Raw genomic sequence first — 12,795 nt, 5'->3', positions numbered from 1 at the left:
GATACTTTTTTATCTTTGATCTATAACCGATTACTCGATTTAATTATTGTTTTCTATTTTTATATTCTTCCCAAACGGTATTGGACTTATCGGGTTGTTTCATTTTGTTTTTATACAAATCGGCCAGCTTTTGGTAACACAGTTTAGACCCGCCAATTAAGACAGCTCTTTTGTATTGTTGTTCGGCTTGTCCATATCTTTTAAAATATTCCTCAATATGACCGCGGGATAAATAGCCGTCCACAGGAGACAATTCGCGCAGCTCTGTTGAATATTTAATGGCTTTGGATTCGCTTCCTCCCACAATTCCTGGCAATTGCAAATTAAGTTCGATTAATGCCCATCGCGCTTCAATGTGTTTTGGATTTAAAGCGATGGCTTTTTCAAAAGAAGAACGAACTTCGCTAATCATTCCTAACGCTTTGAATTTATTGACTTCCAAAGATTTCATTCCCAATGCACCTCCATATTTGTAGTAATAATTGGCTTCAGTAGGTTTTAATGTTTTAAGTTTTTTATAATACCCAATACATTTGTCCCATGCTTTTTCTTGACCTGCAATATCTCCTAAATATTCTATAGTTTTCAGATGATTTGGATTGCTTTTTAAATAAGTTTCAAACAAGGGTTGCGCTTGATTATACTTTCCATCTAGGAACAATTTCTCACCTTTTTCGAAATTGGTCTGACCTAAAATAAGTAGTGGAAATAACAAAAATATGATCAATGCCTTTTTCATTCCTCAAAAATAAGAAAATGTAACAAGTATCATTTGGTTTTAAGTAAAATTTAGTAATTTGTACGAAATTATTTTAGATACTAACTTGTATTAAATTCAATTATGAAAAATATTTATTTAATCTTTCTTTTCATCTCAACATCCTTATTTGCCCAACAATACGAAAAAGACTGGAACAAAGTCATTAAAAATGAAAATGAAGGTAAAATAAAAACCGCCAATCAAATTGTAGATAAAATATACAAAAAGGCAGTTTCCAAAAAAGAAGAAGTACAAATTATAAAATGTTTTTTTTATGCATCTAAATATTTACAAGTTGTAGATGAAAATGCACAAACCAAAATTTTAAATAATTTAAAAGCCCAAATTAAGCAAGTAAGTATTCCGTCTCAAGCTATTTTGAATTTGGTTTATGGAAAATGTTTGGGTGAGTATTCCAATTATGGGGAAGCCGTAGTTGCAACCGAGGCTATGGCTGTTGATACTGTCGCAGTTGATACTGTCGAAAATATAATTGAAGGAAATTTTGACGAAGCTTCTGTTGATTTTAAATCTGAAAAAGAAATAGATGCTATTTTCGATAAAACATTAGAAAATGAACCCATTTTAAAAGCTATTCCTCTAACTAATTACGAAGCAATTTTTGATTTTTTTACTTTGGAAAAATTCAAAAAAGAAAATCTGTTTGATTATTTGCTAAAAGAAAATATTGCCTTTTATAAATCAAAAATAAACGAATGGCAGTTTGAATCTAAACAATTTGAAGGTCATAAAAATAATCTTTTAGGCGATACTGATGCCTTTTTAAAATTAAACCTTGATTTTATCAAAGATGAAAATCTAAAAAAAGTGCTTTCATTATATCAAAAACTAGAAGCTGATGCTCCTACGCTGGAAAATAAATTGGAACGCATATTATTTTGTTCTAACTATCTTATAAAATCAGATGAAGATTTACTGAATGCCCTAACTACTTTAGAAAAAGAAACACAAGAAGTAATTCAACTGCAAAAAATTCAATTAGAAAAAGCAACTGTTTACGCCAAATTGGCTTCCAAAGAATCGCATCCTGATTATAACAATAAAGCGTTTGCCGAATTAGAAAGCGTTTTGACTATTAACAATAATTCGAACACCTACAAACTGGCGATTCAAAAAAAGGAAGAACTGCTTTCAAAAACCATTCAAGTTGAACTTCAAAAATACATTTATAATAAAGAAAACGCAAGAGCTTTTATTCGATATAAAAGCACAAACAATTTAATGATTTCCTTTTTTAAAATAAATTACAACAAAATTGCCGAATTTCATAATGCTCCCAACAAACGTGACAGTTTGGCTACCCAAATTGTAACTAATAAAAAATCATTAATCACAAAAAACTACCAATTCATTGACAAAAAAGATTACTTCGAATATACCACCGAAGTTGTTTTACCACAACTAGAGACAGGCAGCTATTTGGTTTATTTTGAAAGCGAAACCGACACCAAAGACAAAAAAGGATTTGGTTACGAAACCATCACAGTTTCGAATATTTCGGTTTTGGCAAATGCAAAAGGTGGTACGGAATACTACACTGTTCTCGACAGAAAAACAGGAAAACCAATGGAGAATGTTTCTTTAAAATCAAGTTATTTCGAGATGAAAACCAATGTGGATGGCTTAGCAATCTATGAACCAAAAGAAAACAAAAACAGCAATTACAATCCTTATCCCATTTTACTAACCACAGCGAACGACACCATTTTAATAGATAAAAATTACCTTGCCTATAGTTCTGATTATTCTGAAAATAAGGAAGATAAAAACTTTAAAGGCAAGGTAGAATTCTACTTGGACCGAGCCATTTATCGCCCAGGACAAACCGTTTATTATAAAGGAATTGCTATTCAAAAAAAGAACAACAAATCAAGCATTGTTCCCAATACTTCTTTCAAAATAACCATTCAAGATCCTAATTACACAAATTTTAAAGAATTTGAAGTTACCACAAATGAATTTGGTTCTTTTTCGGGTGAATTTATTTTGCCTAAAACTGGTTTAACAGGAGATTTTAGAATTGAAGCAGACGAACCTACTGATTACGAAAAAGATGCTACTTATAACAAAACAAAAGACGAACACCCATTTTGGGATAATGTAGATTTTGAAAACTCCTCAACTTATTTTAAAGTAGAAGAATACAAGCGTCCGAAGTTTGAAGTGGCTTTTGAACCCAAAAAAGAAAGCTTTCAGGTAAATCAATCCGTTACTGTAAAAGGGACAGCCAAAGCATTTGCTGGAAGCAATATTTCGGATGCCAAAGTAACGTATACGATAACCCGTTTTACAAATTCTTTCAGAAATTATTACAGTAACGAGCCAGAAGAAATTTTAGTTAGTAGCGAAACCAAAACAGATGCTTCTGGTAAATTTTCGATTGATTTCATTGCGCAACCGTATAAAATTGCAAGCAAGGAACAACTTCCTGTTTTCAATTATCGAATAAACGCGAGCGTAACCGATATCAATGGAGAAACGCATACTGCGGTAACCGCTATCAAAGTGGGCTATCACGACTTGATACTGAATACTTCAATTCCAAATAGCATTGAGACGAAAAACAAAAATGAAATCACACTTAACAGCACTAATTTGAATGGAGAATTCAAAGCCGTAAAAGGAGAAATAAAATTGTATTTTGTAAGTCCGTTTCCAAACAAATTCAAATCAAGAGTTTTCACGCAACCTGAAATCAGTACTATTTCGGATGCCGATTTTGAAAAATTATTTCCTTACGAAATAAACTTTTCTAAAACTTCCAAAAAGCCTGCTGAAACTTTAGTCTTTTCTAAAAAAATAGATACTGAAAAAGACAAAAATCTCGTACTCGATTTCATCACTGATTATCAATCGGGAAATTATAAAGTGGTGTTTTCTGCAAAAGACAGTTTTGAAAATCCTATCGAAACTGTTTCTAATATTTCAATTATACAAAGCAAAAACAAATACAACCCGAATAAATTATTTACTGTTGAGCAAATCAATAAAGACCCGAAGAAAGATGGCTTTGTAATCGTTCAGCTCCGTTCAACCTTGGACACATTATATATTCATACCATAGCCAATTATAAAAATAGTTCTTTTTATGAAAAAAATATTGTTTTAGAAAACCATCAAGCTACAATTACGATTCCACTTCAAAAGGAATTCGAAAAGTCATTGAAAATTGGTTTTGAAAGCATTTTTGAAAATCAAAGTTTTAATGATCAATTAGAAATAGAATTAAAATTTGATGAACCCAAAATGGAATTTTTGGTAGAAAGTTATAGAAATAAAATCCAGCCTGGGAGTAATGAAAATTGGTCATTCAAATTGAATGCGTCCAACACCAATTTGGAAGCCGAAATTTTGGCATCTATGTATGACAGTTCTTTAGATCAATTTACCAAAACGGAATGGGGCGCCTTGGACTTTTATGACTATAATAATAATGGAGTGAATTTCCGAACCGGTTTAGGATTTGACAAAACCCACACTTATATCCGTAGTTTAAATTCACGCGGGACACGCATACACCTTAAAAATGAAGACACTAAATTAATCTGGTTTGGATTTGATTTTAAAGAAACAAATCCAAAACTAATCACTTTAGAATATAAAAATCAACTTAACAGAAAAGCAAAAAAACCACAAAATGCTAAAACAGTTTATGGTTATGTTTTAGATTCAAAATCTGAAGCATTACCTGGTGTTATTATAATAGTAAAAGGTAGCACTAGAGGAACTCAAACTGATTTTGATGGCTATTATGAAATTGATGTTGCTGAAAATGAAGAATTGGTGTTCAGTTATATTGGGTTTGAAAGTCAAACACAAATTGCAGGAGATGACAAAAATTTGGATGTTGTTTTACATGAAAGCTCTAATAGTTTGCAAGAAGTTGTAGTTGTTGGATACGGAACTCAAAAAAAAGCATCACTTACAGGAGCAGTTTCTTACATAAAAGCTTCCATTACTACTGAACAAGACAAAGTTACTATGCTAAATGATATGCTTCAAGGAAAGGTAGCTGGAGTTAATATAACAACTAATAATGGTAATCCAGGCGCAGGACAATCAATAAAAATAAGAGGCTTATCGACAAACGATGACAAAAATAACCCTTTGTATATTGTAGATGGCGTGATTACTGAAAAACTAGATACTTTAAACCCATCAGACATTCTTTCGATGGATGTTTTAAAAGGAGATAAAGCAACGGCTTTATATGGAGAAAAAGGCAAAAACGGGGTAATCATCATCACAACCAAAAAATCATTAGAAGCACTCACTCAAGTAAAAGCAAGAAAAAATCTATCTGAAACGGCTTTCTTTTTCCCGAATTTAAAAACAGATGGCAAAGGAAAAGTGAGTTTTGGATTTACTTCTCCCGAAGCCTTGACCGCTTGGAAACTTCGTTTAATGGCACACAACAAAGAAGCAGTTTCGGGATATCTCGAAAAAAGCGTTGTGACTCAAAAGGAACTAATGGTAATGCCTAATTTTCCAAGATTCTTTAGAGAAAAAGACACCCTTGTGATTCGTGCTAAAATCTCGAATATGACCAATCAGGCCAAAACAGGAATTGCTGTTTTACAGCTTTTTGATGCAACCACTATGCAACCCATAGATGCAAAAATGTTAAATGCAAAAAACGTCAAAAACTTTACTATTGGTGCTTTTGGAAATACTACTGCCAATTGGACAATTGCAATCCCCGAAGGTTTGCAAGGTGTTCAATATAAAGTTTTGGCAAAAGCTGGAAACTTCTCTGATGGAGAAGAAAACATCTTGCCCGTTTTGACAAACAATATGTTAGTTACCGAAAGTATACCGATTTGGGTGCGAGAAAACTCGAAGAAAGAATACACTTTTGAGAATCTCAAAAATAACAGTTCTACTACTTTAAAAAACCACCAATTTACGCTGGAATACACCTCCAATCCATCTTGGATGGCGATTCAATCCTTGCCTTATTTAATGGAATACGAACACGAATGTGCCGAACAAACTTTTGCTAGATTTTATGCAAATGCTTTGGCTTCGAAAATCATTTCAAGCAATCCAAAAATCGCTACCATTTTTGAAACTTGGAGAAAAAATGGCAAACTGATTTCCAAATTAGAAGAAAACGAAGAACTAAAATCGATTGTTCTTGCCGAAACGCCTTGGCTAAACGACGCTCAAAACGAAGACGAGAAGAAAAAGAATCTAGCCTTGCTCTTTGATTTAGAGAAAATGAAAAGCACACAACAAGCAACTTTTGACAAATTAAAACAAAAGCAAAAACCTTCCGGTGGTTTTGCTTGGTTTGACGGAAGCGAGGAAAACGAATACATCACCCGACATATTCTGGCTGGATTAGGCCATTTGGCAAAATTAAATGCTGATGATGCAACTATTGAAAAAATAGATGAAATTTCAGAAAAAGGCATTCCGTTTATTGATAGAAAATTTTTAGAATATCACAAAATCAGAACCCAAAACGAGAAAGCAACTGACAAATTAATTTGGTTGAATCCCAATTCTGATTTGCATTATCTCTATGCCCGTAGTTTTTATTTAAAAGATTATCCCCTTTCAGATACTCTAAAGAAAATAACCAAACACTATTTAGAAACTGCCAAGGAAAATTGGCTAAGTTATTCTTTATATGAAAAAGGATTAACTGCATTGGCTTTAAATCGTTTTGGAGAAAAAGCAACCGCCAAAAAAATTCTTGAAAGCCTAAAAGAAACCGCCTCCAACAACGAAGATTGGGGAATGTATTGGATTGCCAACAAAGCAGGCTGGTATTGGTATCAAGCTCCTATTGAAACTCAAGCATTATTAATTGAAACTTTCTCAGAAATTGCAAACGACACTAAATCTGTAGATGCGATGAAAGTTTGGTTACTCAAAAACAAGCAAACCAAAAACTGGCCAACCACAAAATCCACCACTGAAGCCATTTATGCGTTACTGATGCAAGGTTCTGATTGGTTGAGTGTAAAAGACAATACAACCGTCCAAATTGGGGAGCAGAAAATAGTAAGCAAAAAACTATCCGAAAATGAAAAAGAAGCCGAGACAGGCTACATCAAACTCAATTGGAAAGCCGATGAAATCAAAAAAGACATGGCGACAATAAGCATTACCAACAAATCGAAAGTACCTGGTTACGGAGGAGTTTATTGGCAATACTTTGAAGATTTGGATAAAATAAAAAACAATACTGGAACTAATTTATCGATAACAAAAGAATTATATCTAAAGAAAAACACGGACAAAGGTTCTGAATTACAAAAAATCACAGCTTCAACTGTGTTGAAAGTTGGAGATTTGATTACCGTTCGCTTAATCATTATATCCAAAGAAGATGTAGAATTTATTCACTTAAAAGACATGCGCGCTTCATGTTTCGAACCTATAGATGTCCTTTCCTCCTATCAATATCAAGGAGGGTTAGGCTTTTATAAAAGTACCAAAGACGCTGCAACCCATTTCTTTTTTGACCGAATAAATAAAGGAACTTATGTATTGGAATATGATATTCGAGTAAATAACATAGGGAATTTCTCTAATGGAATTTCAACTATTGAAAGTATGTATGCACCTGAATATACCAGTCATACAAAGGGAATTCGGGTAAAAGCAATTGACTAAAATAAATTATTGCAACCCCTCTCTTTCAACAACCGTTTTGTTCCAGTAACTCGACGGTTTCTTTTTTATATATAAATAATACTAAAAACACATTGACATAACATAGCGGTCTTACTTTCGTAAAAACTAATTATGAAAAGGAAAAGAAAAATTCCGCTGGTGGTGATAAGTGATGTTCACCTTGGCACTTACGGATGCCATGCAAAAGAATTACTGCAATATTTAAAATCGATTCACCCACAAACATTGGTTCTCAATGGTGACATTGTCGATATGTGGAGCTTTACCAAAAGTTATTTTCCGGCTGCCCACATGAATGTGTTGAGACAGATTATAAAAATGTCGAATCTTGGTACTCGGGTCATCTACATTACCGGAAACCACGACGAAGCATTACGCAAATATTCCGATTTTATTTTGGGTAATTTCGAATTGGTCGACAAACTCACATTAGATTTAGACGGCAAAAAAGCATGGATTTTTCATGGAGATGTATTCGATTCCTCCACTCATGGCTATGCCAAAATTCTGGCCAAACTGGGCGGAAAAGGCTATGATTTACTGATTCTGATCAACAGCTTAATCAATTGGTTTTTGGAACTTTTAGGCAAAGAAAAAAGAAGCTACTCCAAAATGATAAAAGACGGCGTCAAGAAAGCAGTTTCTTTTATCTCCAATTTTGAAACTACCGCTGCCGAAATAGCCATTCAAAAAAAATACAGTTATGTGGTTTGCGGACACATACACAAACCGCAAATGAAGGAAATAGCAAATGAACACGGAAAAGTAATGTACCTCAATAGCGGCGATTGGATAGAAAACCTTACCGCATTAGAATACAAGAAACAAAAATGGAGTCTCTATCAGTATAACAAAGAGCACTACAAAGATGCCGACAGCAATGAGGAAAAAATAGTAAACGACATCGTCAATAAAATTCTTTCCTAAAACCCTAAACAGCAACTATGAAAATATTTTACGCTATACAGGCCACCGGCAACGGACACATCAGCAGGGCCATCCAATTGTATCCTTATCTGCAAAAATTTGGCGAGGTTGATTTTTTTATGAGTGGTAACAATGCCAGTTTGGATGTCAATTTGCCTATAAAATTCAAAAGCGAAGGTTGCAGTTTGCATTACAGTAAATGTGGCGGCCTAGATTATTGGGATATTGCCAAAAACATAAAACCAAGGCAAATCTATAAAGATGCCAACGTTTTGCCGCTAAAAAACTACGATGTGGTCATCAACGATTTTGACTCGATTACTTCGTTGGCCTGCAAATTGCAAAAAGTACATTCGATACAATTTGGGCATCAAGCAAGTTTTATCTCTCCCAATACGCCCCGACCCGACAAGAAAAGTATTATGGGCGAAATGATTCTCAAACATTATGCACCATCACCTAAGAACATTGGTTTGCATTTTGACAAATACGATGATTTTATTTATCCTCCGATCATCAAAGATGAAATTGCAAATGCCGAACCCAAAAATGCAGGACACATCACGGTTTATTTGCCTTCTTTTCAAAAAGATTGTTTAGAAAAAGCGTTTAATAAACTTCCTAATTTAAAGTTTCATTGGTTTTTGAATGATATAAAAACCAAACACACCATAAAAAATGTCACGTATTTCCCCGTCAATCAAGACTACTTCAATAAAAGCCTGATAAAATGTGAAGGCATTATTACTGGCGGAGGATTTGAAACGCCTGCCGAGGCCTTATATCTTGGCAAAAAAATACTCGCTATCCCTATCAGAAAACACTATGAACAGGAATGCAATGCGGCTGCGCTCAAGAAACTGGGTGTTCCTGTGCTGTATGAAGTAGGCGATGATTTTGATCTAATAATCGAAAATTGGTTGGATTCTCCTATAAAATACCCAACGATAAAAGCCAACAACATCAATGAAACCCTGCAGTTTTTATTTGATACCTATTATGAATAACTTAAAATAAAAGAGCCGTCCCATTACTAAAATGAGACGGCTCTTACTCTAAAAAAATACTATTATTTGATGATAGTCATTTCTTCTATAATGTTATGGGCTCCTGCATATTTGTCAATAATCCAAAGCACAAAACGAATATCCAGATTGATGGTGCGTTGCAGTTTTTTGTCAAAAATAACATCACCCGCCATTGCTTCGATATTGCCATCAAATGCTACACCAATTAATTCTCCTTTACCGTTCAATACCGGAGAACCTGAATTCCCACCTGTAATATCATTGTCGGTCAAGAAATTTATAGGCATATAACCCGCTTTGTCGGCGTATTGACCAAAATCTTGGGCTTTGTTTAATTCCAACAAATGAGCCGGCAAATCAAATTCAGGGTCGCCTGCTTTATACTTCTTGACCATTCCGGCCATAGTCGTGTAATTATTGGTTTTGGCGTCATTACGCTTGTCTGTAGGCAAAGCACGCACTTTTCCGTATGTCAAACGCAAAGTAGAATTGGCATCTGGATATTGAATGGTATTTAGTTTTGATTCTCTCAAACCTTCCACTAAATTGCGGTAAGCAATAGCAAAATCGTCATCTGCTTTTAATTGTTCAGCAGACTTGGCTCTGAGTTTTGTTAGCAAATCATTTGACATCACATACAATGGATCCGTTGCAATTGATTCCGGTTTTGGATCTTTCATAAAGGCCTCAACCGTTTCTTTAGTCGCAAAAATACTTCCCGCAATTGCTTTATCCACATCGGCAGCAAAATTACCGTTATTGGTCGCTTTCATTGTGGCGATAACTGGTGCCAGTCCATATTCTGAAGCTTTAGCAGCATATAAATTCAATTGGGCTGTAAAAACTTCTTTTTCCAAAGGAGCATAAAATTCTCCATAATAGGTTTCAATCAGACTATTTATTTTAGGAAGCATTTCTGCTCTTTTGGCTTCATTTTCTTTATAATAACCAATCAATGCATTACCCAATACAGAAGGACCAGCTCCATAAGAAGTTGTTCTCATCAATTGAGAAAGATAATTGTCATGACGGGATTTCAAATTTGTTTTTGCATAATAATCATTTATTGTTGCAATAACATTTCCGTATTTAGCCGCGTTCTCCGGTTTGTTGGCCCAAGCATTAAATTTGACTTCTTCTTTTGCTTTTGTACTGGCGGTTTTCGCTTTGGTCAATGCATCAATCATTCCTTGACGATTTTTCCAGTAATTGGCAGTCGAAGCATATTTAGAAGCGTATTTTAAACGAACAGTTGCATCTTTGTCCATATATATCTTCATGTTGTCCATTCCCGTTTTTGCACCTTCAACCCAAGCTGGATAAGCATATGCAACGTTTTGTGCTATTCCGCCAGATGGCATCCAACGGTTTGTTCTGCCCGGATATCCCAAAATCATCGCAAAATCATTTTCTTTAACCCCTTTTATACTTATTGGCAAATGGTGTTTCGGTTGCAAAGGTACATTGTCTACAGAGTATTCAGCAGGATTTCCATCTTTGTCTGCATAGACTCTAAACATAGAGAAATCGGCAGTGTGACGTGGCCATTCCCAGTTGTCAGTATCACCACCAAATTTTCCAAGGCTTTCTGTTGGTGTTCCCACCAAACGAACGTCTTTGTAATCTTGGTAAACAAAATAATAGTACTCATTCCCCTGAAAGAAAGGACGAACGGATACGGTGTATTTTCCACCCTCGCTATTTTCCTTTTCGATCAAAGCAATTTCTTGCTGAATCACTTTGTTTCGTTCTGCCTCGGTCATTTTATCGTTTACTTTTGATAAAATCCTTTTGGAAACGTCATCCATACGAACAAAGAAACGCACGTAAAGTGATTTAGGTTTCAATTCCTCACTTCTGCTTTTGGCCCAAAATCCATTTTTTAAATAGTTTTGTTCTTCAGTAGAAAGTTCGGCAATAGCATCATATCCACAGTGGTGGTTGGTCAATACCAAACCATCTTTGGAAACAATCTCGGCAGTGCAACCTCCGTTAAATTGAACTACCGCATCTTTCAAACTATGATGATTGATACTGTAAATTTCTTCGGCTGTCAATTGCAAGCCCATTTTCTCCATATCTCTATGGTTCAATCTTTCGATAAACATCAAAAACCACATTCCTTCATCGGCTCTCACCGGAAAAGCCATTAGGCACATGGTCAAGAATAATACAATTTTTTTCATTTATTTATAATTTATTTTAGCGCTACGAATATAATCATTTTGATAACCATATTAAAGTTTTACTGCGTTAAACACAATCAAATACATTTCGATTAACCCCATATTAAGAATTGTTCAAAACAAAAAAAAGGTACTCTATTGCTAGAATACCTTTTTCTCTTTAATTATGACTCCTTTTAGTCGTTCAACATTTTCCATAATTTATCTTTCAATTCGGTCAAACCTTGTTGAGCTACCGATGAAATAAACATATAAGGAACATCTTTGAAAGCAACGTCTAATTCCGTTTTCAATTCAGCTTTTAATTCATCATCGAGCATGTCACATTTTGAAATGACCAACAAACGTTCTTTATCGAGCATTTCTGGATTGTATTTTGTCAATTCATTTACCAGAATATCATATTCCGCCTTAATGTCCGGAGTGTCAACTGGAACTAAAAACAACAAAGTTGAATTACGTTCAATATGGCGCAAGAAATAATGTCCTAATCCTTTTCCTTCGGCAGCACCTTCTATAATTCCGGGAATATCGGCAATCACAAATGACTGAAAATCCCTGTATGCCACAATTCCAAGATTTGGTTTTAAAGTCGTAAACGGATAATCGGCGATTTTTGGTTTTGCAGAAGTCAATACAGATAATAATGTTGATTTACCCGCATTCGGAAAACCTACCAAACCTACATCGGCCAAAACTTTAAGTTCTAGAATCACATCCATTTCTACACCTGGCAAACCCGGTTGGGAATAGCGTGGTGTTTGATTGGTTGAACTTCTAAAGTGCCAGTTTCCTAATCCTCCTTTACCTCCACGAGAAAGAATCTGTTTCTCTCCGTCTTCGGTAATTTCAAATAAGGTTTCGCCTGTTTCTTTATCTTTTACAACCGTTCCCAACGGAACTTCAATAAATTTATCGTCTCCATCTGCACCAGTACTACGATCTCCTCCTCCGTCTCCACCATGTCCTGCTTTAATATGACGAGCAAATTTTAAGTGAAACAAAGTCCAAAGTCCTTTATTTCCCACTAGATAAACGTGTCCCCCTCGTCCTCCATCACCACCGTCTGGGCCACCTTTTTCAATAAATTTTTCTCTATGCAAGTGCGTAGATCCCTTTCCTCCTTTTCCTGAAGAAACATAAATTTTTACGTAATCTACAAAATTCCCTTCTGTCATACTCTTTTGTTTAAAGTTTAAAGTTTAAAAGTTTAAAGTTTAGCTGA

Annotated in this window: 6 protein-coding genes; 3 read left to right on the top strand and 3 right to left on the bottom strand. The window is 34.7% G+C overall.

What is annotated here, in order from left to right; genetic code table 11:
* Window positions 1-43: 43 nt before the first annotated feature.
* Window positions 44-739, bottom strand: coding sequence for a tetratricopeptide repeat protein (locus OLM57_RS07695; RefSeq protein ID WP_264566641.1), 696 nt, complete (start codon window positions 737-739; stop codon window positions 44-46).
* A gap of 102 nt (window positions 740-841) precedes the next feature.
* On the opposite strand from OLM57_RS07695, the gene OLM57_RS07690 reads away from it, so the two are divergent.
* From OLM57_RS07690 to OLM57_RS07680, 3 genes are all read left to right on the top strand, one after another.
* A complete protein-coding gene (locus OLM57_RS07690) occupies window positions 842-7,408 on the top strand; it encodes a carboxypeptidase-like regulatory domain-containing protein (protein ID WP_264566640.1) in 6,567 nt (2,188 codons plus the stop codon).
* Window positions 7,409-7,540: 132 nt separating this feature from the next.
* A complete protein-coding gene (locus OLM57_RS07685; protein ID WP_264566639.1) occupies window positions 7,541-8,356 on the top strand; it encodes a UDP-2,3-diacylglucosamine diphosphatase in 816 nt (271 codons plus the stop codon).
* 17 nt (window positions 8,357-8,373) lie between these two features.
* On the top strand, window positions 8,374-9,363 hold the full coding sequence (locus OLM57_RS07680) for a glycosyltransferase family protein (RefSeq protein ID WP_264566638.1): 990 nt from the start codon (window positions 8,374-8,376) through the stop codon (window positions 9,361-9,363).
* Window positions 9,364-9,425: 62 nt separating this feature from the next.
* Here the strand turns inward: OLM57_RS07680 and OLM57_RS07675 are convergent, their stop codons facing one another.
* Entirely contained in the window at window positions 9,426-11,570 is a 2,145-nt protein-coding gene (locus tag OLM57_RS07675) for a S46 family peptidase (protein WP_264566637.1), read from the bottom strand.
* A 176-nt stretch (window positions 11,571-11,746) separates the two neighbouring features.
* On the bottom strand, window positions 11,747-12,748 hold the full coding sequence (obgE, locus tag OLM57_RS07670; protein ID WP_264566636.1) for a GTPase ObgE: 1,002 nt from the start codon (window positions 12,746-12,748) through the stop codon (window positions 11,747-11,749).
* Window positions 12,749-12,795 lie beyond the last annotated feature (47 nt).

Origin of the sequence: Flavobacterium sp. N3904 (assembly GCF_025947305.1) — a bacterium.
In the GTDB taxonomy this organism is placed as follows: domain Bacteria; phylum Bacteroidota; class Bacteroidia; order Flavobacteriales; family Flavobacteriaceae; genus Flavobacterium.
Note: the sequence above shows the minus strand (reverse complement) of the source record. Positions and strands in the feature narration are given on the sequence as shown.

Bases quoted from the DNA above. Each gene is read 5' to 3' on its own strand.
- OLM57_RS07685 (WP_264566639.1), top strand. From the start codon at position 7,541: ATGAAAAGGAAAAGAAAAATTCCGCTGGTGGTGATAAGTGATGTTCAC.
- obgE (WP_264566636.1), bottom strand. From the start codon at position 12,748: ATGACAGAAGGGAATTTTGTAGATTACGTAAAAATTTATGTTTCTTCA.
- OLM57_RS07695 (WP_264566641.1), bottom strand. From the start codon at position 739: ATGAAAAAGGCATTGATCATATTTTTGTTATTTCCACTACTTATTTTA.
- OLM57_RS07680 (WP_264566638.1), top strand. From the start codon at position 8,374: ATGAAAATATTTTACGCTATACAGGCCACCGGCAACGGACACATCAGC.
- OLM57_RS07690 (WP_264566640.1), top strand. From the start codon at position 842: ATGAAAAATATTTATTTAATCTTTCTTTTCATCTCAACATCCTTATTT.
- OLM57_RS07675 (WP_264566637.1), bottom strand. From the start codon at position 11,570: ATGAAAAAAATTGTATTATTCTTGACCATGTGCCTAATGGCTTTTCCG.